The 24,290-nt window shown below is 31.1% G+C and carries 22 protein-coding genes and 1 tRNA gene; 8 read left to right on the forward strand and 15 right to left on the reverse strand.

The features are described 5' to 3' along the window. Positions 1-26: 26 nt before the first annotated feature. From N4A42_RS03350 to N4A42_RS03360, 3 genes are all read left to right on the forward strand, one after another. The gene (locus N4A42_RS03350) at positions 27-872 is read left to right on the forward strand and encodes a leucine-rich repeat domain-containing protein (protein WP_294069856.1); all 846 of its coding nucleotides are present in this window, start codon (positions 27-29) and stop codon (positions 870-872) included. 178 nt (positions 873-1,050) lie between these two features. Continuing rightward, positions 1,051-1,123: transfer RNA gene (locus N4A42_RS03355), tRNA-Met, on the forward strand. 574 nt (positions 1,124-1,697) lie between these two features. Then, positions 1,698-2,531 (forward strand): universal stress protein, encoded by an 834-nt coding sequence (locus N4A42_RS03360; protein WP_294069859.1) that lies wholly within the window; start codon positions 1,698-1,700, stop codon positions 2,529-2,531. Between the two features lie 43 nt (positions 2,532-2,574). On the opposite strand, the gene N4A42_RS03365 is transcribed toward N4A42_RS03360, so the two are convergent. The 7 genes from N4A42_RS03365 to N4A42_RS03395 all read right to left on the reverse strand — a co-directional run bounded on the left by N4A42_RS03365 (position 2,575) and on the right by N4A42_RS03395 (position 9,874). Further along, entirely contained in the window at positions 2,575-3,024 is a 450-nt protein-coding gene (locus N4A42_RS03365) for a hypothetical protein (protein ID WP_294069862.1), read from the reverse strand. Between the two features lie 223 nt (positions 3,025-3,247). Beyond that, complete coding sequence (locus tag N4A42_RS03370) at positions 3,248-4,078, reverse strand: universal stress protein (protein ID WP_294069865.1); 831 nt, start codon at positions 4,076-4,078, stop codon at positions 3,248-3,250. 74 nt (positions 4,079-4,152) lie between these two features. Further along, positions 4,153-4,995, reverse strand: coding sequence for a universal stress protein (locus N4A42_RS03375; protein WP_294069867.1), 843 nt, complete (start codon positions 4,993-4,995; stop codon positions 4,153-4,155). Between the two features lie 18 nt (positions 4,996-5,013). Next, positions 5,014-5,862, reverse strand: a complete 849-nt coding sequence (locus tag N4A42_RS03380; protein WP_294069870.1) for a universal stress protein — start codon at positions 5,860-5,862, stop codon at positions 5,014-5,016. Positions 5,863-6,048: 186 nt separating this feature from the next. Further along, positions 6,049-6,897: a universal stress protein gene (locus N4A42_RS03385; protein WP_294069873.1), complete on the reverse strand. Its 849-nt coding sequence runs from the start codon at positions 6,895-6,897 to the stop codon at positions 6,049-6,051. A 75-nt stretch (positions 6,898-6,972) separates the two neighbouring features. Continuing rightward, a complete protein-coding gene (locus N4A42_RS03390; RefSeq protein ID WP_294069876.1) occupies positions 6,973-8,025 on the reverse strand; it encodes a response regulator in 1,053 nt (350 codons plus the stop codon). Continuing rightward, positions 8,018-9,874, reverse strand: coding sequence for a PAS domain S-box protein (locus N4A42_RS03395; protein WP_294069879.1), 1,857 nt, complete (start codon positions 9,872-9,874; stop codon positions 8,018-8,020). The genes N4A42_RS03390 and N4A42_RS03395 overlap by 8 nt, the downstream gene beginning before the upstream one ends. A gap of 130 nt (positions 9,875-10,004) precedes the next feature. Here N4A42_RS03395 and N4A42_RS03400 point away from each other — a divergent pair, with 130 nt between their 5' ends. After that, the gene (locus tag N4A42_RS03400) at positions 10,005-10,370 is read left to right on the forward strand and encodes a TerB family tellurite resistance protein (protein WP_294069882.1); all 366 of its coding nucleotides are present in this window, start codon (positions 10,005-10,007) and stop codon (positions 10,368-10,370) included. A gap of 255 nt (positions 10,371-10,625) precedes the next feature. Next, complete coding sequence (locus N4A42_RS03405) at positions 10,626-11,084, forward strand: RNA methyltransferase (protein WP_294069884.1); 459 nt, start codon at positions 10,626-10,628, stop codon at positions 11,082-11,084. Here N4A42_RS03405 and N4A42_RS03410 read toward each other — a convergent pair. The 7 genes from N4A42_RS03410 to N4A42_RS03440 all read right to left on the reverse strand — a co-directional run bounded on the left by N4A42_RS03410 (position 11,081) and on the right by N4A42_RS03440 (position 20,571). Beyond that, positions 11,081-14,302 carry a CHAT domain-containing protein gene (locus N4A42_RS03410; RefSeq protein ID WP_294069886.1) on the reverse strand — a complete coding sequence of 1,074 codons (3,222 nt, stop codon included), beginning with the start codon at positions 14,300-14,302 and terminating at the stop codon, positions 11,081-11,083. The two genes, N4A42_RS03405 and N4A42_RS03410, sit on opposite strands and share 4 nt — an antisense overlap. Positions 14,303-14,306: 4 nt before the next feature. Beyond that, positions 14,307-15,041 (reverse strand): hypothetical protein, encoded by a 735-nt coding sequence (locus N4A42_RS03415; RefSeq protein WP_294069889.1) that lies wholly within the window; start codon positions 15,039-15,041, stop codon positions 14,307-14,309. A 5-nt stretch (positions 15,042-15,046) separates the two neighbouring features. Further along, positions 15,047-15,625, reverse strand: coding sequence for a sigma-70 family RNA polymerase sigma factor (locus N4A42_RS03420; RefSeq protein ID WP_294069892.1), 579 nt, complete (start codon positions 15,623-15,625; stop codon positions 15,047-15,049). 126 nt (positions 15,626-15,751) lie between these two features. Then, entirely contained in the window at positions 15,752-16,405 is a 654-nt protein-coding gene (locus N4A42_RS03425; RefSeq protein WP_294069895.1) for a hypothetical protein, read from the reverse strand. Positions 16,406-16,416: 11 nt separating this feature from the next. Beyond that, the gene (locus N4A42_RS03430; protein ID WP_294069898.1) at positions 16,417-18,030 is read right to left on the reverse strand and encodes a hypothetical protein; all 1,614 of its coding nucleotides are present in this window, start codon (positions 18,028-18,030) and stop codon (positions 16,417-16,419) included. Between the two features lie 21 nt (positions 18,031-18,051). Then, positions 18,052-18,804 (reverse strand): hypothetical protein, encoded by a 753-nt coding sequence (locus N4A42_RS03435; protein WP_294069901.1) that lies wholly within the window; start codon positions 18,802-18,804, stop codon positions 18,052-18,054. A 99-nt stretch (positions 18,805-18,903) separates the two neighbouring features. Further along, positions 18,904-20,571 (reverse strand): formate--tetrahydrofolate ligase, encoded by a 1,668-nt coding sequence (locus tag N4A42_RS03440; RefSeq protein ID WP_294069905.1) that lies wholly within the window; start codon positions 20,569-20,571, stop codon positions 18,904-18,906. 146 nt (positions 20,572-20,717) lie between these two features. On the opposite strand from N4A42_RS03440, the gene era reads away from it, so the two are divergent. Then, complete coding sequence (era, locus tag N4A42_RS03445; protein ID WP_294069908.1) at positions 20,718-21,599, forward strand: GTPase Era; 882 nt, start codon at positions 20,718-20,720, stop codon at positions 21,597-21,599. 54 nt (positions 21,600-21,653) lie between these two features. Beyond that, positions 21,654-22,220, forward strand: coding sequence for a PAS domain-containing protein (locus tag N4A42_RS03450; RefSeq protein WP_294069911.1), 567 nt, complete (start codon positions 21,654-21,656; stop codon positions 22,218-22,220). 5 nt (positions 22,221-22,225) lie between these two features. On the opposite strand, the gene N4A42_RS03455 is transcribed toward N4A42_RS03450, so the two are convergent. Continuing rightward, a complete protein-coding gene (locus tag N4A42_RS03455; protein WP_294069914.1) occupies positions 22,226-22,765 on the reverse strand; it encodes a GTP-binding protein in 540 nt (179 codons plus the stop codon). A gap of 204 nt (positions 22,766-22,969) precedes the next feature. Between N4A42_RS03455 and der the strand changes: the two genes are divergently transcribed. Further along, positions 22,970-24,274, forward strand: coding sequence for a ribosome biogenesis GTPase Der (gene der / locus N4A42_RS03460; RefSeq protein ID WP_294069916.1), 1,305 nt, complete (start codon positions 22,970-22,972; stop codon positions 24,272-24,274). Positions 24,275-24,290 lie beyond the last annotated feature (16 nt).

Below are 24,290 nucleotides of genomic sequence, written 5' to 3' on the forward strand. Positions count from 1 at the left end.
TGTGCCCCTCCACAAATCTAGCTATTATGAAAACTTTAAAATTAACCCTATTATTTTGTTTAATTTCTGCCTTGACGTTTGCCAACGTATCTCAAAAGGAAAAAGATGCTCTTATAGCAATTTACGAAGCAAATGGTGGAACAACTTGGAAAACATCTTGGGATTTAGAACAACCCGTTTCTAGTTGGTATGGCTTAACGATTGAAAATGATAAAGTTGTTGAAATTAACTTAAGCTTTAATAATCTTACAGGTCAATTGCCTAGTGAAATTTCAGAATTAACAGCTCTAAGAACATTGAATTTGTCATTCAATAAGTTAGAAGGTGAGTTGCCAAAGACACTTACAAAAATGACCAATTTAGAAACATTACAATTATTTTCTAATAATTTTAGTGGGTCTATTCCTTCAGACATTGGAAGTTTAACAAATCTAAAAACGTTAGAGCTTTACAACAATAATTTTTTTGGGAATATACCAAACTCAATAGGTGAGCTTAAAAATTTAGAAGTTTTAATATTAAGTAGCAACCAATTAATGGGTAAACTACCCAACAGTATTACAAATCTTAAATCTTTAAAAGTATTAAGTTTATTTGACAATAGCTTGTTAGGTAATATTCCATCTTCTATAGGTGATATGGCTTCGTTAGAAGAGTTAGTATTATCTAATAATGCGTTTTACGGAAACTTACCAGGTGAGTTAGCACAATTATCTAATCTTAAGACTTTGCTGTTAAGTAATAATGGTTTTAAAGGGAATTATGCGGCTTTAAAAGATAAACTACCAAACATAGTAGACTTTGATTTAGATGAAGCAAATTTAAAAGGTGCTTTAGCAACTTTAGATGCTGAAGACGACGATGAAGATTAATTTTTTGATTTTAATTATATATTAAACTTTAAAGTGTTCAAATAAAAAATGAGCACTTTTTTTTATTAAAAACTTGCCAAAAATAAAAAGGGTTGTATATTTGCAGTCCTAAAATGATTGTGGCGGCATTATGAACCGTAAGTTAAAAGCTAAGAACAACATTTTTAAGATTATAAATCGCGGGATAGAGCAGTAGGTAGCTCGTCGGGCTCATAACCCGAAGGTCACTGGTTCGAGTCCAGTTCCCGCTACTAAAACAAAAAGACTGAAGTTAACACTTCGGTCTTTTTGTTTTTAAAATGTTCCATTTAAAAATGAATTGCCCCAATTCACTAAAATCCTCATTATTGAGAAGTCTTTAACTCATTATTGATTATAAATAAACAACTTGTTAAATCTATATTTAGGTCATTATTGATTTGTAAACAACGTTGTAATAATCAAAATTATGGCTATAACTTTTTTTAGATGCCCAAATTGTGATTCTGCTAAAGCATATCAGGTAAATCAATGTAATGATTGTGATAGTTTTTTATGTAGCCACTGTGTTTATGGCAAAGGGATTTTTTCTAGAAAAAAATGTCCATTATGCCAATCTAAAAGTATAAAACCTGTTGGAAGAATCATTAATAAGCCAAAACAACACTGTTGTGTTTAATAAAACAGGGGTTAGAGTTATTGTAAAAGCACATAAAAAATAAAAGCTATTTTCTTTCTGTACAGGGCAGACAAATCTTCATTGTCTTTAAATTCAAAATATTTTACCATATAATTATAATGATTAAAATCATAACAATTTTCAAAATTGATTACTAAATTTAGAGCATGAATAATATACTTTTACTTACAGATTTTTCAGATAGTTCGATTAATGCAATCCATTATGCACTTAATTTATTTAAAGACAATACTTGTGATTTTTTTGTTTTAAATGTAGAATCTTCCATTACCTATTTAGGAGATGATTTAATGACAGTAGGTAATAAAAGTATATACGAATCCTTAATAAAAAAGCCTAAAGGCAAATTAGAGACCTTAGTTTTAGATTTAGAAAAAGCCTATAACAATGAAAACTTTAGTTTTGAGGCACTTATAGATCATGATGTGTTTATAGATGCCATTAACCAAGTGGTAAAAGCCAAGTCAATAGATTTAATTGTAATGGGTACTAATGGTGTAACTGGTGCTAAAGAAGTTGTTTTTGGTAGTAATACAATTAATGTTATTAGAAAAGTAAATTGTTCTACATTGGTGATTCCTGAAACTTTTAAATACAGAGCACCAAAAGAATTAGTTTTACCATTAGGTATCAATGATTCAATTAGCAGTAAAGCCTTTGCTAGCTTGTTGACCTTTGCTAAGCAGTATTCTAAAAAAGTGCATATTATACGCGTTAAGCCTAACGATGAAGTTTCGTTAGAGGAAAAACACGATAGTGCATACATAGAAAAAAACTTAAACGATATTAATTACGAATATCATGTGGTAAACCATGTGCCAATAAATTATGTAGTAAACTCTTATATACAAACTAATCCAATTGACTTAATAGCTTTGTTAGTGCATAAAGAGAGCTTTTTTGAACGCTTTTTTATTGGCTCTTCTACTGCACAGATAAGTAATAAGCTAAAATTGCCTTTAATGGTTTACCATGTTTAATAAAGGCTTAAGATTTCTTTAGTTAAACTTATAAAGCAATAAATTATTCTTTATCTAATAATTGGTTTTGTTTGCTTTCTTTCATAACCAATTTTATAAGATTGAATAGTTTTGTTTTTAAAATGCGGTAGCGTTTTTTAAACTCGCCAAATAACTCTGTAAGATTACGATGTTCATTTTTGTAAGCTTTCTCTTTTGCAATTTCATCAATACCATCTACCATAATTGAGAGTTGCTTTTCGTGAGATTTAACAGCATTAATCAAAGTTTCGGTTTGTGTCACAATTTTAGAAAGTTGGTCTATTAATCGTTTGCTTTCTTCAAAATGATCGTTGTCTAATATCTGCAATGTATAAGAACGTATTAGATCTTCAAAGAACCATTGTTCTTCTTTGCAGAATTCTAATTCTGAAAGCCATTTTTTAGACTCAAAATGCATTTCGTCTGCACTTAGCCATTCGGTATGCTTTGCATTAGTGTGAATTGTTTTCATGATGCATAATTTAAAAAGGTAGGGTTATAAATGTTGGTTACATAATGTATTGATTTTCTGTTTGTTTTAAAATGATTTTTGTCAGTCTGCTAAAAAATATGTTATCTTTTTTTATTGGTTAGGTTTTAAAAAAAAGCTACCAAAATTGATTACATTTTGGCAGCTTTACTAACTAATACAATTGCTGATATAATTTCAGCATTTATTTTTATAATGTTATAATCTATGCTGATGACGGAATTACAAAGAATGGTATTTTGGCATGAAATCCTATTTTTTCAATTACAGGTTCGTTGATGATGTTTTCTATAAAACTGTGTTGATAATTTATCATTACCAGTATATCTATATTTAAATCATCAATAAAATCCATGATTGTATGTTCTTTTTTAGAGTAATCTGGCATCCAATGAAACGCGTGTGGATAATCTTCTAAATAAGCTTCTAGCATCGCCAAATTATAGTTTTGATGGTGGCTAAGGTTTTCTTCTTTATTAATGTGTAAGACTCTTATTTTAGAATTATAAAGCTTTGAGAGCTCTTTTAATGGCACTAATTCTTCACCATAAAATCGGTTAAAATCTGTTGGAAATGCAATTTGTTCTGGTTCTTTAAAATCACAATCGTGCGGAATTAATAAAATAGGGCAGGTTTTAATGTGTTTAATAATTTCAACGGTATTACTACCCATAAAAATCTCTTTAGCACCTGTTGCACCTTTGGTACCCATTATTATAAGATCTATGTTGTGCTTTTTTGTAGCAATTTCTATAGCATCTTCCATAGCGTCAATACTCAATACAGCTTCAAATTTGTGCTTTGGGTTTGCATTAGCTTTTTCTGCCATTTCTTTAATCTCTATCAGTTCTTGCTTTGCATTTTCTGCCATAGATCGTAATAGCTTATTAGAGATGTTAGACATGGCAGAAGTTTTCATTTTGTAAGAATGTAAAAAATAAAAGATGCACTCTTCATTGGCATAAAGTTTAAGCGCATACACTGTTGCACACCAGGCGTTATCAGAAAAGTCTGTTGGTAATAGTATTTTTTTCATGGCTTAAGTCTAAAATTATATTGTAAAAGTTACTTTTAATTCTATCAATATGAAATGATATTAATCAGTCTGGTTTATAATTGAGATGGTATTATCATAAAAGGTATTTTTAGATGAAAACCAATTTGTTTTATGTTAGATTTAAAGAAAAGATTTTCAAAAAATGAGTGCTTATTATTAATCATTACCAATAGATTAATAGGTGTTTTCATTTGAAATTGCGAAATAGCTTCTGGTATATTTTTATTTTCAATGTTGTGGAATAAATGTGCAATACCTTTAAACTTTTCTGCAATTTTTTGTCGGTTACCTTCTTGTTGTTCGTTTAATTTTTCGCCATAAAAGACATGCATTATATTAATACGAATACTAAAAAGCTTGGCGATATCTATTATAGGCTGTAAATGTTGGTCTTTAAAGTTGACTTCATAATCTGAAGGAAATAACAAATCATGAGGTTTTTCAAAAGTGAAACCACTAGGTATAGCTAATACAGGACATTTAGCATTGTCAAGAACATGAATAGTGTTAGACCCAAACAGAATTTCTTGTACTCCAGACGCTCCTTTTGTACCCATAATAATTAAGTCTATAGAGTTGTTTTTTACGATATCGCTTATCTCTTCTGTTAGTGTGTTAAAAGAAGATTGGGTGGTAAACTCATGATTTGGATTAGGAAATTCAGTTTCAATTCTTACGACTAATTCATTAAGGTTTTTTTGACTGGTTTCTTTAACAGCCTCCATAACTTGAAACTGAGGTGTGCTAGATTGCATAAACTCTATCTGATATACAACAGGTGTAAAAGTGTGAAGTAGCTTAAACTTGCAAACTTCATTTTTATATAATTGTAAAGCATACTTTATGGCATTCCAGGAATTATCTGAAAAATCTGTAGGTAATAATATGTTTTTCATGACGATAAATTTTAATTGTTAATAACGTCTTATATTTTGTAATGCTAAAAATGGAATATCAATACGAAGACTGATTTCATCTATCTTAGATTTAAAGAAAATGTTTTCAAAAAATGAATGTCTTGTGTTTACCATTACTAGCAGATCTACATCATTTTCTTCAATGTAGTTGCAAATAGCATTGGTAATATTTTCATTTTTAACTGTCTTAATGTTTACTTGGTTTTTGCAGAGTTCGTCTTTTAAAAAGCTTTGGTTGTTTTGTTGCCTAATAGAAAGTTTATCACTGCTAGAAACATAGAGCATATCTATTATTGCTCTATATGGCACTGCAAGCTCGCACAAGAGTTTTAATTCTCTTCTTTTATACGGAATTAGGTAATTGGTAGGGAAAAGAATATGCCTTGGTTGAATACCAACATAGTTTTCTGGGATTGCTAATACTGGGCATTGTACATATCGTAATACTTGTAGCGTATGGCTTCCAAAGGTTAGTTTTCTGTCGTTAGTATTTCCGCGTGTACCCATAACAACAATATCTATGTTTTCTTCATCTACAATTTTATCTGCTTCGTCAACAAGCATATTGTTAGCGGAAATTACTGAAAAGCTATGTCTAGGATTAGGCGATGCTTTTTTTATGTCTTTTAATACTTTTTCTAAGTTTGATTGAGATTTTTTAGACACCTGTTGCGTAACCTTAACTAAAGTTTCTTGTTGTATGAGTTCTTCATCTTTAAATATTTCATCTTGGTAAGCATGCATTATAAAAAAATTGCAGATGTCGTATTTAAATAACTCTGCGGCATATTTTAATGCATTCATAGCATTTGCTGAAAAATCTGTTGGAATAAGAATATTTCTCATAATAAAACCATTTTATAGCTTATTAAAGATAGGGTTTAGGGTAAAATTTAAAAATGATATTTGTCATACAGCTGTTAGGACTGTGACTTATTGTTAAACACTAAAAAACAGAAAGCTCAACTTTCTGTTTTATAATATGATACCAGCTCAAAAATTCTATAATGAATATAGAACTTTCTATAACTGTTAGTTTTTTTCGTGTAATACTAAAAATGGTTTGTCTGTGTGATAACTAATCTTTTCAACTCTGCTATGAAAGAAGATTTGTTGGAAATAATTTAGGTTTTTAGCTACCATACAAATAAGATCTATGTCTCTGCTTTCTACAAAGCATTGTACAGCGTCTTCTACTTTTTTATTTGTTAAATAGTGAAAACTCAGTTGAGTGCTACTAAAGTAGTCTTCAAGTAATGCTTTGTTTTGTTTCAATTCGTTTTTTAAAGCGGACTTGTTTTTATTAATGTGTAAGAGTCTTAAGGACGCCTTAAAATGTTCAATGATTTCATTAATTGGCTGTAAAACATTTAATTTATAACTTAAGTTTAAATCTGTAGGGAAAGCTATCTCTTTTGGAGAAACAAATTCAGCATTTTCTGGTACTGCTAGTGTGTTGCATTTAACTTTAGTAATTACATCTGCTGTATTTGTACCAAGTATTATTTTATTGAAACCAGAAACTCCCTTTGTGCCCATTACAATAAGATCTATCTTTTTTTCTTTTACAGTTTTACGTATGCTTTCTATAAAAAAGCCAACATCTGTTAGTACAAAGAATTTGTGAGTATTGTTATGCGCTTTTAATTTTGAAATGCGTTTTAGAAAACTTTGTAGTTCTAGTTTAGCAGGTTTTGTGTATGTGTTTTCTAGGTAATATGAATCAACAGTTAAAGACTCATTTTGTGGAATGAAACTATTTAAACTATTAACATGTAGTATATAAAAGTTACATGTTTTAGAATTAAAAAAGTGAATAGCATATTTAATTGCATTCCATGAGTTCTCAGAAAAATCAGTAGGTAAAAGCACATTTTTCATAAAATGAGTTTAATATCTTAAATGTATGTGCTTAGAGGTTTTTATAAAATGATTTGTATCATTTTAGGTCATTATTTATTGCATTTGTTTTAGCCCTTCAATGTCTTTAATTACAATGTTTCTTCCTTCAGAAATAATTAACCCTTTGTTTTTAAAACTGGTTAGAGTGCGTATTAAGGTTTCGGTTGCTACACCTGCAACGCTTGCTAAATCATTTCTAGATATTTTAATTGGGTCGTTTGGCTTTTGGTTTATTCTTTCGGCAAATTGAAGTATAGTATTAGCCGTTTTTTTGTTAACTGAACTATATGCCATTTGTAAGAGTTGTTCTTTAACTTCAGATAAATCGTCGGTTAAATGATCTATTAGTGCAACGGCAACTTTATTATTTTTGTCTAAAATTTCTGAAAGCTGAAGAATAGATAATCCTGCTAACTCTGTTTCTTGTATGGCTGTCGCGGTTTCTTTGTGTGGTAGATTATGTGTAAATGAGGTATAACCAAACAAATTATCTTCTTTGTATAAACTAGTTGCTAGCTCTTTGCCTTTATCGTCTAGCTTATGGCATTTTACCACACCCTTTTTTATAAGGTAAATATAGTTAGCGTGGTCGCCTTCTCTATAGATTATTTGGTCTTTGTTAAAGTGGTATTCTTTTCCGTAGTCATCAAAGAAATTTTTTAAATCATTGATGGAGGTTAATTCATCTTTTTCAGAATAATTATTAACATTAACCTGCTGACCTTGGTCTTTTAAAATACTGGCCTTTGCAAGCCTACTTTTAATGGCACTAACTAATTCATCTTCTGTAAAGGGTTTTGTGATGTAATCATCTGCGCCAAGATTCATGCCTTTTCTTACATCTTTATGTTCTGTTTTTGCAGATAAAAAAATAAAAGGAATATGTTTAGTATTATTGCTTTTAGAAACTTCTTTTAGTACTTCGTAGCCGTCTAATTCTGGCATCATAATATCACAAACAATAATGTCTGGCAAATTACTATGAATTGATTTTAAACCTAGCTTACCGTTGGGTGCTGTAATCACTTCAAAGTTTAATATTTCTAACAGCTCAGCAGTGTTTTCTCTTAATATTGTATCGTCTTCTATGAGTAAAACTTTAGTCATGGTTTACGTTATTTGGTATCTTAAGTTTTGCTAGTGTGCCTTTGTTTTCTATACTATTAATTGTTATGCTACCACCTAAATTTTCTATATGAGTTTTTACAATGTTAAGACCAATGCCAGTGCCTTGCATATTTAAAACATTTTCTGCTCTGTAATATCTTGTAAAGATGTTTTCCATCTCTTTTTTTGGTATTCCTATGCCATGATCTTCAATTTCAAAAACAAAGTGGTTTTTATGTTGTTTAACTCTTATGTCAATTTCTGAGTTTTCTCCAGAATACTTGACAGCGTTTTGAAGAACATTAGACAAAATAAGTTCAATTATTCTTTCGTCTTGATATAGCGTAATCTCATCTACATGCTCAGGATAGTTAATGCGTTGTCCTTCTTTTAATAGCATATTGGCATTATAAACAACTTCATTAACAACCTTGCTTAATTTAAAACTTGAGCAGTTATAATTGAATGTTCCAGATTCTAATCTTTCTATTGATAAAAAGTCATTTAATATTGTATTAAGGTAATTTACTTTATCCTTAATAATTGCTAAATGTTTATCGCGTTTAGGTTGTTCTTCTGTGAGTTTGTATTTTTCTAACAACATGATTGATGTTGCTATACCACTTAAAGGTGTTTTAAATTCGTGAGATACAAGGGATAGGAATTTGGTTTTGAGTTCGTTGAGTTCTTTTTCTTTGCTTAGTGCTTTTTGTAATTGTTCGGTTCTTTCCTTAACGGTTTTTTCGAGCTTTATGGTGTAATTCTTTTGCTCTGTTATGTCTACTACTATGGCTACAAAAACCTTTCTGTTTTTTAGATTAGATAGTTGCAGGTGCACCATTACAGGATATTTTGTGCCATCTTTTCTAAAATGTGTGGCTTCAAAATCTATTTGCTCTGCTTCTTGCCTTAGTAATAAATCAATGTACTTTTCTCTAAATACCTTTTCATTTAAATGTAATTTTAAATCTAAAGGAGTCATAGATTTAAGCTCTTCTATAGTATAACCTATATTTTTTAAGGCGCCTCTGTTAACATTTATAAACTTTAGAGTTTCGGCATCAAAAACATAGATTTCATTTAGCGATTCATTAAAAATTGTAGCTAAATGATTTTTTGCCTCTTCGGCTATAACACGTTCTGTTACATCATTTTGTATGCCAATAAAATTTGTAACAATCCCTTTTTTATTAGTTATTGGCGTAATGAATAGGTCGTTCCAAAAAAGGGTGCCGTCTTTTTTATAATTTCTTAGGGTTACAAGGCAGCTATCACCGTTTTTTATTGCTTTTCTTAGCTTTTTAAGCTCTTCTTGTTCCCTGTCTTTACTTTGTAGAATTCGACAATTTTTATTTAATATTTCCTCTTTAGAATACCCAGTTAATTTTTCAAAAGCAGGATTGTTATAAATAACAGGATTTCCAGGTTTTAAAGCATCTGTAATTAAAATTCCATTGCTGGCAGATTCTAAAGCTTTGCTTCTAAGCATAAAATCGAATTCATCTTCTTTTTGCTTTGATATGTCTTTGACTAGTACCATAACATAGTTGCTTTCATAGACAGAAAAAGGATTTAGCTCTAATTTTATAGGTATAGTATCACCATCTTTTTTTAAACCATAAATTTCGGTAATACTATCTGTATGATGTTCTTTGTTTTTTACCTCAGTGTAACTATTAGATATTAGCATTTTTAAAGTTTTGCCAATAATGTCTTTTTTATCATAATTAAAAGTGTGTTCGGCTATACTGTTAATTACCTTGATGTTTTGTTCTTCGTCAATAATAATAACTGCTTCCGAGATGGCTTCTAGCAAGATGTTGAATATTTCTAAATCTTGATTAATCATGGTGAAGTTTACATAAATTGTAAGTAATAAAAGTATAAAATTTAGAGAGATTAATCTACTGTAATGATTAATGTCATTCTTTAATTGTATTGATTTAAATACCTTGTGTGGTTATTAATACAATTTTATAATGTCAGAAGAGCTATTAACACGTTTGGGATGTTTGTTTTATGCAATTGCTAAAGCTGATAACAATCTGTCTTTTCATGAATACTTTAAACTAACTGAAATTTTAGAAAAGCATTGGCAGCATATTGGAGAAACCAACATAGCATATATAAAATCTAAGTTTAATACACTACAGGAAAATAATGCAGCAGCAGCAGCTTGTTTTAATGCTTTTTTAGAATTTTTGCACCAATACCCAAATTTATTTGATGATGAGTTTAAGACACTAATACTTAAAACAGCAAATGAAATTGCTTATGCCTATGCTAAAATCAACAAATCTGAGTTAAACTTTATGGCTAGATTAAGTTTAGAGTTTAAAAAGTAATGAAAATAATACCTGTGGCTTTATTTTTATGTTCTAAGCAGGAATCACAAAAAATGGTGTATGCAAGTGCATAGCAATTTTAGATATGGTTGGCTTAAAGAATAGGTTTTCGAAAAATGTATACTTGTCATTCTAAGAGATAAATGATGTTGGTTTACAGGTGTATAAAAAGTTAGTGTTTAGAATACCTAAGACTAGGGGTTGTTTTGCTGATTAAAAGTTTTGTATAACAGAAGACTTTTTTAGTTTTATAAGATGAATGATAATTTTACGAATGAGTTTTTTGGTATAGGTATTCAGAATGGTAAAACTCCTGAAAATCTTGGTGTACTTTGGCGTTCGGCTCAAAACCTTGGCGCAAGTTTTATCTTTACTATAGGTAATCGTTATGCTAAGCAAGCTTGCGATACACATAATGCTGTAAAGGCAATGCCATATTTTCATTATGATACGTTTGATGATTTTTTCAATAATCTACCAAAGGGTGCGCGACTTGTTGGAGTAGAACTTACAGATGAGGCGGAAGCATTAGAAACATTTCATCATCCAAGACGTTGTGTGTATTTATTGGGAGCAGAAGATCATGGTTTGTCTAAACAAGCCATAGAGAAAAGTCATTTTTTAGTGAAATTTTCATCTCAATTAAGTCTTAATGTTTCTGTAGCAGGTAGTATAGTGATGTACGATAGAGGCATAAATAAGCCTAGATCTTAATTACGCTGTTTTCTTGCAAAAAAGAGTATAATCAACAACAATATAATTCCTAAAACTAACCACAATAAAAAGTTGTTAGATGTATTAATGTCTATTGGTGAAATGTCTCCAATTAATACTAAACCAGCCCAGTATTGAGGTGCAATTGTTCTGCCATCTGCTTGTGAAATGTATTTAAGTTTTGCAGCTTTAAGGGCTTCATCCTTTTTTAAGCCTTTTGAGATATTGTCGTAAAAATATTCTAAAATCTTAGCGCTAGATTGTTCGTCAATTTTCCAAAGACTAGTTAAAATACTTTCGCTGCCAGCATAATTAAAAGCATGCGCTAAAGAGATCATACCTTCACCAGGCTGGTAACTTGGTTTTCCAGTTTCGCAAGCTGTTAAAATAGCTAAATTAGAAGCTAAATTTTGATTGTATATTTCGTAAGTGTATAGAGAATTATTCTCATCATCAGAGTTTTTTGCAAAAATTAATCTTGAAAATTCTGGTGATACATTATCAGACTCTGCATGTGTGCCAATGTGAATGATTTTATGCTCTTTGGCATTTTTAGTAAAGATGCTTTTTGATGCATTTTCATTTAAAAAAGAATTGCCATTAAATAGTTTTGAATAACTCTCAGTTAAACTTTTTGCGAAAGGCTGAGGTAGTAATTTTAAATAAGCATAATCCATATCTACAGAATCTTTAATAGCAATTTTGTAATTGGTTTTCATAGATTCATTAAACTCTGGCGCAAACCCAATAAAGTTTGAATCATAACCTATAGGTTGGCTGTTTTTGTCTATTAAAAAAAGGCTGTAGTTGTATGATATATTATGTTTAGCTAAGAGGCTTTTGGTATTAAGCTCCTTGTAGTTTTTACAGGTGTTTTTAGTTAATAATTCAAAACTTAAGTTAAACAGTGATTTATCTGGTATAATAATAATATTTTCAGTGTTAATATAGCCTTCTAAGGGTTTCCATAGTAGATTATACAAATCAGATTGAGTATCAAAAGAAGGCTTTAAAGCTTCTGTTTTTTTATTGAGTTGAGAGATTAATTCTATAGATGCGTTTGCATCTAACGTAACCATTTGCATAGATGAATCATTAATTACAAAGGCGTAGAGATTATCTTCAATAAACAGATACCTTATAAGTGTAGAAGATTGTGGTATTTTGTTTTTAAGTTCACTTAATGGCTGCGTTATTGAAGCGTACCGAAGCTTATAATAATTAGGATATTCCCTCTTTAAGTGCTCTAAAAAGTTTAGCCATTTTTTTTCGTTTTCTATATAAATATCAATGTTGGTATTACCTCCAAGTTTGTTATTAAGTGCCTCTTTTAATTTTTTTTCTTTTTCTAAAATCTCTTTGGGAAGTTTGGCGGTTAGTTTATTAGATTTTGAATTAAGTCTGCTTCTTATTTTATGATAAATCATAGATTCATGATAACTAAGTAGTGCTTCTAAGTAGCTTTCTTTTTTAGTGAGTTGGTATAGTTCTAAATTCAACATTTTGGCAATTCTAAATACATCTATATTGTCTTGAATTAAAATTGCTGTTGAGCCATCATTCAAAATCATTGATTTCTTGTTTTCTAATAATTTAATGGCATTGTCAATTTCAACGAGTTGAGATTTAAGAAAGGCTTCATTCTTTTTTGTAGCTAATTTTAAATGGGTTTTTACTTTAATTAAAATAGCACTTACCTTATTACTTTCAATGATTAGGCTATTGAGTTTACTGTTTTCTGTAAATTCAATAGAGTTTAAAAGATTTATAGCTTTGTTACCATAAAGTAAAGCGTTTTCGTAGTCTTTATTTTGATAATAAATGTCAGCTAAGTTTAATACTTGAAAGTACTCTAAAAGCGTTTTTTTACCTTGATTAGTTTTAATATATTCTAAGGCTTCATTAGCCATAGATAAGGCTTTGTCTTTGTTTCCTGTTTTTGAATAAAAATTTGAAGCGTTTACAGTAAAATCTAAATATTGTTCATCGTAGTAATTGCCCAATGAGGTTTTAAAGTGTTTTTCACTGTTTTCAAAATATGTTTTTGCTAAGTCCTTATTGTCTAGCTCTACATTCATTAAAGCTTTACTATAATACGCATCAGCTAACCAATACTCATAATCACCATTGGTGGTTTTAAAATTATTAATGCCTTCATTCAAGAGGTGTTCAGCGTTTTTATAATTCTTTAAAGCAACATCTATTTGCCCTAAAAGAATTTTTCCTTTTGCTATTTCTACACTTTCTGTAGTAAGATGTTTGTTTTTTAATTGAAACGCATGGCTTAAGAGTTGTTTCGCTTTTTTATAATCTCCAATGTCTTTATATAAACCAGCATAGTTTTCTATGGCTTGAAATAAAAACTCTTGCGCATAAGTACGTCTTACATCACTAATGTCTTCTTTTAAAAATGCATTGAGATTTTTTACAGTGGTTTGCATGGCAGTAATGGAAGCATCTAAATTGCCTTGTAAGTTGTAAATGCCAGCAATATTATTGTTTAATGAAGCAGATCGGTAATAGGTGTTCCATGGATTTTGCTCTAACGATTTTAAGGTTTTATCTGCTTTTTTGTAGTAATAAATAGCACTATCGAATTTTGAAGCATACCACATCATTCCTCCTAAAGAATTATAGGAAATATAATAGCTGTTTGCCGTTGAGGTAGAATCGCTTTTTAACGAGTTAAGTCCTTTTTTATGATATGCAGTTGCTAAGGGTAAATCTCCTAATCGCGAATAGAAAACACCTAAATTACTTTCTATTAAGGCTAGATCCTTTCCGGTTGTATTAGGCATTGATTTGGTGATTTCTAATGCTTTTAAATTGTAGTTTTTGGCAGTTTCAGAATCACCAACAGACTCATAAAAAGATCCTGTTTCTAAAGCCAATTGTCTTAGCGCTTTTTTGTTATTTGTTAAGGATTTAATTTTAGACTCAAAATCTGAGATTACTTTTTTAGCAGAATCGACACTGTTTATATTAGATTCTATCTGACCTAAGTAGTAAACATAATCTGTAACCTCATAATATTTATTTAGTCCTAAGAGTGAATCTATATTTTTATCTACAAATTGTTTGGCAGTATTAAAGTCTTTGTCTTTTAGAAATTTATCTAGTTTCTTAAGGTTACTTTCGTTTGTGTTTTGAGAATGTAAGATACCAAGAGCACTCACTAATACCAAAAGTAGAAGTGTAATATGTTTAGAATTATACATTTTTTTAATTCAGTTTTTTTAGTAGGTCTTTTGCTTTGGTAAAATCAGATTTTTTTAAAGCGCTTATAGCTTTATCTTTATCGTTGGTCTTTAAATAAGCTAAACCAAGATAATAGAAAGCGTCATTCTTAAAAACAGTATGCTCTTGTTTGGTGACTTCTAATAAATAAGATATGGCTTCGCTTTCTTTCTTGTCGGCTAATAAGGTAGAGCCAATAAAGTAGTTAAGCGTGTCATTACTTGTTTTTGTTTTGAGCTGATCTTGCCATGTGCTTAAGGCCTTTTTGTAATGTCCTTGTTTGTAAGAAACCATAGCTTCATAGAATTCATAATTCTCATTACTACTCATTGTTGTTGGTAAACCAGGATCTGGAGTGAAATAATTGGCATATAAACGCTCGTTAGAGTTTCCTCCAAAAAACCAAAAACTACCAGTCGCAATAATAAGTGCAGCTGCGACAGCTATTCTTTTCCAGTTTAAGAATTTTACTTTTGGCTCAAAAGTTATTGGGTCTTTTTGGTCTGAGAATAATTCTTCATGGAAAACTTCGAACTGTTCTTTTAAGGCTTGGGTTTCTACACCCATTAAAATAGTTTTTATATCCTCAACTTTGGTTGCAAAATCATTGTCAGTTTTAAGTTTTTTTTCAAACTCTGACAAATCATTACCTGAAAGTTTATTGTTTAAATAAGCTTCAATACTTTCAAATTCTTTTTGTGATATGTCATTTAAGTCCATGGCTATTAATTCTTATTTAGGGCTATTTGTCTTAACTTTTGCATACATCTGTATTTTTTATTTCGTGTTGAAGCTGAATCTAATTGCAATTCTTCAGCAATAAGTTTCATAGATTTCTTTTCGAAATAAAACTTACGTAATAAGTTTTTGCAAGGCGAACCTAAGTTTTTAAAGGCAAACATTACATCCTCTAATCGTTTATCTTTTAAAATGTCATCATCCATACCGTTATTTTCTTCATCTTTTATTTCAAAATAGGATAATTGCGATGCTGTAATTGTTTTTTTGTAGCCTTGAGAGCGTAATACGTCCATCCATTTGTTTTTGGCTATAGTGTACAGATAACCATTAATTGAGGATTCGCTTTGTGGAATAAATTTATCTTGTTTTACGTTTTGCCATACAGCCAAAAACGCTTCCTGAAATATATCTTTTGCATGTTCTTTTGTGCCATTATTTTTTAAGACCAGTGTTTCAATTTTAGGGTAATTGCTGGTGTAAATACGTTTTAAGGTAGTAGAATCATTACACTTAATAGCGTTAACGACTTGTAATTTATTGTCGATCTTGTATGTGTTCCTCATGTTAATAGCTAAACATGAGTAAGATACAATTTATTCGTTTTTTCACCAATAGTAACGATTCATAAAACTTTTTTAACGATGAAAAGCTATTGTCTATTTAAGTTTCATCAATAAAAAGAGGTATAGTTATTTTGATAAGACATTATCGTCATCTATCAATTTTCTATTGTTGTTTTTTATAATGTCTTTTCCTAGCCAACCTCCACCAATGATTAATAAAAAAACACCAGACCAACGCATCATATTAAATCCAGATGAAGGTGCGTCCATATCAAATTCAAAAACAGATTTTCCATAAGCATCCTTATCTGTTCTAATATTTTTTGCTTTGTTAGGAAGTTCAACAATAAAAGTTTGTTGTAGATTGCCACCATATTCTGGAGGACTGCTAACTAGCATGTATTTATTGCCGGTTAATTCTGTAAGTTGTGCATTTTTCTGATCTGTATCTACAATCCATTTACCACGTTTATTAATCTCACATACACCATAAGCATTGAGGCTAAGATTAAAAGAACGATTCATGTCGTCTTTTTCTAATTTAAAATTATCGAGAAAATAAGCAGGCATAGAGCGTTCTATATCTCGTTTTAATGCTGAAGGATTATTACCGTAATTACTATTCCAAACTTGCCATTGTTGAGCATTCATAGTCATGGATACTGCAAGTTTAGCATTGCCAATAGAGTCTATTCGCATTTCTATCTTTTGCTGAGATTGTGCATTGATGCTTGTATTGAATAACAATACACATACGATTGTTTTTATTAATGTTTTCATGATGATTTTATTTATCTGATACTGCTATAAACTTGATTTATTACTGAAGAATTTTGATTATACATATAATCTGGTGCGCCAACGGCTACAATTCTAATACCACCTTGTCTTCTTATGGCTTTGCCAATCCAATTAAAAGTTCCGTTGGCAGAATAGGTTTGTCCTGCTATAGAGCTACCATTAATTTGATATTGCATCTGCATACCAAAACTTGATAAATATTGATCTACTGTTGCCATACCTTGTTGAGTGTTAGAAGCGGCAATGTCGTAAATAGTAACCGTTGTCATTTGATCTGGTGCAACTACCTGAGCTGTAACAATTGGCATTTGAGGTACAGGATGCATCATGGTTTGCCAGCCTGCTGGAATTGAGAATGAAAGCGAGTTGCTAGTACGTATACGATTATTAGGAAGTCTAATTTCGTTTTCTCTTCTATTATTTGGGATAACTTGTTGTTCGTTAGACCATGAAGAAACAATATCATCAACCTTTTTTCGCATAAAATCATTGTCTTTTAAATCCATAGAAGTTACTCCTTGTGCATTTACATTATGGATATCTACAATAGTGTATCTAGGGTCACCAGCTTGAGAGCGTTCTATAAATTCTTGCAGTTGTTTTTGACCTTGTTTATAGGCGTCTTCTGCACTCATAATATTGCCTAAGCCTTCTCCGCCAATTCCTGTGGCCTCAATAGCATAATATTGACCATTCATTCTAAAACCAGGATACGCATGGCCAGGAACCATGTAAATTATAGGATCTATACCTGCTGCCGAAAGTACACTGGCATATAAAACGCTCAGTTCTATGCAAAGTCCTGTGTTTCCTGTAATAACTTCGCGTGGTAATCTAACCTGTTGTACTATACTTTGTACATCATCAGTAGATTTTGGTATGCCTTTAGTGCCACTATAAACCATATGAGATTTTCGAGTGGCTTCGTAAATACCTCCTAAAAAGCGAACAGCATCTTCTGGTTTACGAGTTACCGAAGCGGCTTCACCTTTTAATAGTTTTTCTTGTAAATTTTGTGTGTAATATTTTACAACAGGATCATTTGGAGTAACAAAGCATGCTATAAGCGCATCGTTGTCGTACATGTCTGCCCAAGAACTAATTTCTTCAGTTTTTATGCCAGTGTAGACATATTCATTTCTATTAGTAAGTTTAAATGTAAAATCTTCTTCAATAATGTCGTCTTCCTCAGCACCATCCCAAGAGATTTCTATTTCTGCTTTTTCAACAGACTCTGTGGTCTTCTCAGTAATTTCATTATTAAACTTAGGATAACATGGTACAACTAAAGTTTGTCCAGGAAACATCTCGCCAGAAACTGTCAATTCTGTCCAATCTATATAATTGGGTATGCGATATTTTACGGTAACGTCTTCTAAAGTATTTGAAGAATTATTAGTGATTTTTGCTTTAAATAGATAATATTTTCCGTCTAGAGCATCAGCATTAGAGTATACTCTATGAGCTGCAGGCATTATAAATGCACTTTTTTCAATACTTATATCTATATCTTCAGCATTACCTTTTTTTGAACTAAAAAAACTAAAGGCAGTGAGTATGAGTCCTACGGTAGCTAAAGCTAAAGGAATGGCTATTTTTTTCATAACTGAATTGTTTTAGTGTTATTATTGTCTATTTGGGTCGAAAGGAAAATTGTCTTGAGTGTCTGGTGTTCCGTCTAAATCTGAATCTCTTACACCATTGTCTATAATTAGAAGTTGCCAATGTATAGGTAAAAATGTATCCATTATTAAAGTATCGAATTCTTCTGTAGGTCCAGAAGAAATGGATACATTGGCAAAAGTGGAACCTAATGAGGTTTCAAAATAAGAATTGATGGCAACTAAAGCTGTAATATTTCCAAAGCGGATTAATCGTGTACTCGTACTCACAATAAAACTGCCTTGCGATTGCGTTACATTTTGTTCGCAATCTACCGTAAAGTTTCCTGTATGTCCATAAAAAGCAAAAAGCTGATTAACTTCAGAAGCGACGATATCTAAAATATTAACCTGACTTAAAGAGGTTAAGCCAGGTACATATCTCCAAAGTACTTGGTTATCGTTTCTTAATACATTAACACCTAAGCCAATTTGTGCTTCTGAAGCTGTGTAGCCTTGAGGCATAGTAAATCCTAAACCAGGATATTGGCTGTGTATAAATTGTTGTCCAGGATTAGACAATGTAGGTATTTGGGACAATGGTATGGGTAAACCATGAGCATTGTCCCAATATGCAGCTGTTGGTCCAGTTACATTTTCACATAATTGCGATGTAAAGTTTGCAAGCGGATTAGTGTTGTCTTTATTAGAGTCTGAGCTACATGCAGATAGTAAAAGAACAACAACTAAGGTTTTAAAGATATTAATGCGATTCATAAGAAAGAGGTTTTAAGTTCATTTCTTACTTATCGGCACATTATTAAAATGTCATCAAATAAAACATTTTAATTGCAAAAACTTTAATCTGTAAAATGATTAAAATAAACCACTGATTTCACCATCATCACTAATGTCAATACCTTCAGATGCAGGATGAGCAGGTAAACCAGGCATACGCATTATCTCTCCAGTAATAGGAATTAAAAAGCCTGCACCAGAAGCGATTTCTATTTCACGTACAGTAATAATAAAATCTTTTGGTCTACCAAGTAACTTAGGATTATCTGATAATGATTTTTGTGTTTTGGCTATACATACTGGCAATTTGTCTAGTTCAAGCTCCTTAATACGCTTTAGCTGACGTTTTGCACTAGTGTTATAATCTACATGTTCTGCACCATATATTTTTTTGGCAATGGTTTCAATTTTTGCTTCAATATCCATATCCCAACTATAAAGTGGTGTAAATTTAGCTTGGTTTGCTTCTGCAACTTCTATGACGTGTTCTGCAAGTTTTATGGCACCTTTACCACCTTTAGTCCAAACACTAGCTACTGCGACTCTAATGTTCTTTATTTTAGCTAAATCTTTTATAAGTTGAATTTCTTCTTTAGTGTCAGATTTAAATTTATTAATAGCAATTATAGGTGTAACACCAAATTGCATAATATTTTCAAGATGCTTTTCTAAATTAGGAAGTCCTTTTCTCAAAGCTTCAACATTAGGAACGTCTAAAGATTTTAAATCTGCTCCACCATGATATTTAAGCGCACGTATTGTTGTGGTTAAAACAACTGCTTTTGGAGATATACCTGCGCTTTGGCATTTAATATCAAAGAATTTTTCAGCACCTAAGTCAAAACCAAAACCTGCTTCTGTTACTGTATAGTCAGAATAGCTCATTCCCATTAAGGTTCCAATTACAGAGTTAGTACCTTGGGCAATATTAGCAAATGGTCCTCCGTGAATTATGGCTGGATTACCTTCTATGGTTTGTACTAAATTAGGTTTTACAGCATGTTGTAAAAGCGTTGCCATTGCGCCTGCAACTTTTAAATCTCTAGCATATATTGGTTTTTTTGAAAATGTATACCCTATAAATATGTTTCCTAATCGTTCTTTAAGGTCACTAAGACTTTTAGAAATACATAAAATGGCCATTATTTCTGAGGCAGCTGTGATATCAAAACCTGTTTCTCTTGGTATACCAGATGAGGTTCCGCCAAGCCCAACAATAATTCGTCTTAGTGCTCTATCATTCATGTCAACCACACGTTTCCAAGTAATTGTTCTTGGGTCTAATCCTAAGGAATTTGTTCGGCTTTGTATGTTGTTGTCTATAACAGCAGACAAGAGATTATGCGCTTTTTCAATGGCAGAGAAATCACCAGTAAAATGTAAATTAATATCCTCTAAGGGTAATACTTGCGAATAACCACCACCAGTAGCACCACCTTTAATTCCAAAAACAGGACCTAAGGATGGTTCTCTTAAAACTACTGTTGTTTTTTTGTTTAATTGGTTAAGTGCTTCAGATAAACCAATAGAAATGGTTGTTTTACCTTCACCAGCAGGTGTAGGTGATATTGCTGAAACCAGAATGAGGTTACTTTTATCGGCTTTATTTCGGTCTATAAGAGATAAAGGAAGCTTTGCTTTATCCTTACCATACATTTCTAAATTATTTGGGTCAATTCCAAATTTCTCTGCTATTTCTGTTATGGGTTTTAGTTTTACCTGTTTGGCAATTTGAAGATCAGTCATATATGTTTTTTTGATGAATTTATTTTAAATTCAAATTTAAATCCTAAACAGTAATTAAATAGTGATTTTTATCATGTGAGAAAATGTATTTCTGTATTGTAGAGCTTATAGCGCTAAAGATTGTAAATTTGCTAAAAATTAAGAGTATGCATAAAGCAGGTTTTGTAAATATTATTGGTAATCCTAATGTAGGAAAGTCTACATTGATGAACGCTTTTATAGGTGAAAAACTATCCATTATTACTTCTAAGGCGCAAACCACAAGACATCGAATTCTGGGCATTGTTAATGGTGAAGATTTTCAGGTTGTATTAAGTGATACTCCAGGTATCATTAAGCCAGCTTACGAATTGCAAACATCCATGATGGATTTTGTAAAGTCTGCTTTTGAGGATGCAGATGTTTTAATTTACATGGTAGAAATTGGTGAAAAGGAACTAAAGGATGAAGCTTTTTTTAAAAAAATAAAGAATTCTAAAATTCCTGTTCTTTTATTGTTGAATAAGATTGATAATTCTAATCAAGAACAATTAGAAGAACAAGCAGAGTTGTGGCAGAGTAAAGTGCCAAATGCAGAGTTTTACCCTATTTCTGCTTTAAACGGGTTTAATGTTAAAAACGTGTTTCAGAGAATTATAGAATTATTACCAGAGTCACCACCATTTTATCCAAAAGACCAATTAACAGATAAGCCAGAGCGATTTTTTGTTAATGAGGCTATTAGAGAGAAAATACTATTGCATTATAAAAAAGAGATTCCTTATGCTGTTGAGGTAGATACTGAAGAATTTTTTGAAGAAGAAAAAATTATTAAAATCCGTTCGGTAATAATGGTAGAGCGAGAGACTCAAAAAGGCATTATTATTGGGCATAAAGGCTCAGCTTTAAAACGTGTTGGTATTGAGGCTAGAAAAGATTTAGAGAAGTTTTTTGGAAAACAAATCCACCTTGAATTATATGTAAAAGTCAATAAAAACTGGCGAAGTAACCAAAACCAGTTAAGACGTTTTGGTTATAATCAAAAATAGTTGAAATAAGCTAGATAATAAATTCCATCTAAGAATAAAAAAACTCATTAACTAATGAAAAATAATTTTGATGATATGATGTGTTTAGATATTTATTTATCTAATGAGACTAATGAAGAAAACGAAAGCTTAAAGCATAATTTAGAAGCATCAAAATCTAGACCTATGCCATTATTATGTTGGGATATTTTTATGGAGGGTTATCATGAAAGGTTGATTAATGCTAAAAAAGAAATGGAACTAAAAGAAGTGCTTTCTTTTGCGAAGAAATTCAATTGGAAAAATGATTTAAACTTAGCTTTTTCCGAAAATGATTATGAAGCTTTAATTATTACAGACAAACATCAAAATATCATTTGGGTAAATGATGGCTTTACCACAATGACAGGTTATTCTAAAAAGTTTGCCATAAATAAAACTCCAAAATTCTTACAAGGAGAAGGAACATCGTTAGAAATTAAAAGCCGAATAAAAGAAAATATTATAAAGAATAAACCTTTTAAAGAGGTTATTGTAAACTATAAAAAAGATAAAACACCTTATAACTGCGAGGTTAAGATTATTCCTTTGTTTGGTGAAAATACAACTCACTTTATAGCTTTCGAAAAACAAGTTGTTTAAAACTTTTAAGCAACAGCATGTATGTCTTTGCTTCTAAGAGTATCTCTCATAAAATGATGTAGCTCATACATTTGTTCCATACCTGCTTTTTTACCAAGTCTACCACTAAAGTAAAGGGCAAACCAAACCACTACCATTAGTAACGTTATAAATAACTGAACGGCATAACTGCTTTCTAATGTCCAGTTAACATAAGCCCAAATGGCAAAACCAATAAAAAAGCCAGCAACCGCAAAATGCAAAAACATAAACATGGTCCAAACCGTTGGGTTAGGTCCAAATAATCCATAAATGGTACTAAGTTTTTTATCGTCGTAATCTTCATTTATTTCGAGATGAAGTTGAGGTGACCAGAAATGCTGTTTAGCTTTTGGGATTTTAATAAACACATGGTCATCTACTCGTGTCACAATAAAATCAGATTGTTTTTTGCTTTCGTCTTCAAATAAAGAAAGCAAACTTTCATTATTGTGATTAACATTAAATTTAAATCGTGGTCGTAAAACAACTTCGTTAGAGAGTTCCATAGTTAGTATTCTTGACATCAAGTTACATATTTTATTAGTTAAGTTCCAAATTCATAAATCGTAAATCTAAAATTAAACCCTACCTTTGCAGTCGCTTACAGGATATGTAAAGCAGAGTAATTAATCTATTATTGGTTGTTATAGAATTTGTTAAGCTTTAAATTTTGATGGATTCGGTAACTATTAATAGTCAAATCTCGATTGTCGAGTAAATTTATACCTATGGGAAATATTGTTGCAGTTGTCGGAAGACCAAATGTTGGTAAGTCAACTTTTTTTAATCGTCTTATACAAAGACGTGAAGCTATTGTAGATGCTGTTAGCGGAGTTACAAGAGATCGTCATTACGGTAAAACGGATTGGAATGGAAGAGAGTTTTCGCTAATAGATACAGGCGGATATGTGGTTGGTAGTGATGATGTTTTTGAAACAGAAATTGATAAACAAGTAGAACTGGCAATTGATGAGGCAGATGCTATAATATTTATGGTAGATGTAGAAACAGGTGTAACAGGTATGGATGAAGATGTGGCTGAACTTCTTAGAAAAGTAAAAAAACCTGTTTTTTTAGTTGTTAATAAAGTAGATAATAACAAACGAGCTGAAGATGCTGTAGAGTTTTATGCACTTGGTCTAGGTAATTATTTTACTATAGCGAGTATTAATGGTAGTGGAACAGGAGATTTGCTAGATGCAGTTGTAGAAGCATTACCAGAAAAAGAAGAAATTGAAGAAGAACAACTACCAAGATTTGCAGTTGTAGGGAGACCAAATGCTGGTAAATCGTCTTTTATAAATGCATTAATAGGAGAGGATCGTTATATTGTTACAGATATTGCAGGTACTACAAGAGATGCTATAGATACCAAATACAACCGATTTGGTTTTGAGTTTAATTTGGTAGATACAGCAGGTATTCGTCGTAAATCTAAAGTTAAAGAAGATTTAGAGTTTTATTCTGTAATGCGTAGTATTAGAGCAATAGAGCATAGCGATGTATGTTTACTGGTTTTAGATGCAACTCGTGGATTTGATGGTCAGGTACAAAATATCTTCTGGCTAGCAGAACGCAACCGAAAAGGTATTGTTATCCTAGTGAATAAATGGGATTTGGTTGAAAAAGATAATAAAACAGCAAAAGAGTTTGAAAAATATATCAGAAAAGAAATAGCACCATTTACAGATGTGCCAATTGTGTTTATTTCTGTGTTGAATAAACAACGTATTTTTAAAGCTATTGAAACTGCGGTTGAAGTTTATAAAAATAGAACCAAACGTATTAAAACGAGTGTCCTTAATGAAGTTTTACTGCCAATAATAGAGCACAATCCGCCACCAGCTTACAAAGGAAAGTATGTAAAGATTAAGTATATAATGCAGTTGCCAACTCCGCAACCACAATTTGCATTTTTCTGTAATTTACCACAATACGTAAAAGATCCGTATAAACGTTTTCTGGAAAACCAACTGAGAGATCATTTCGATTTTACAGGTGTGCCAGTAAGTGTGTACATGCGTAAAAAGTAGGTAGTGTTTTAGTTAA

Source organism: Winogradskyella sp. (assembly GCF_025210595.1).
Taxonomy (GTDB): Bacteria; Bacteroidota; Bacteroidia; order Flavobacteriales; family Flavobacteriaceae; genus Winogradskyella.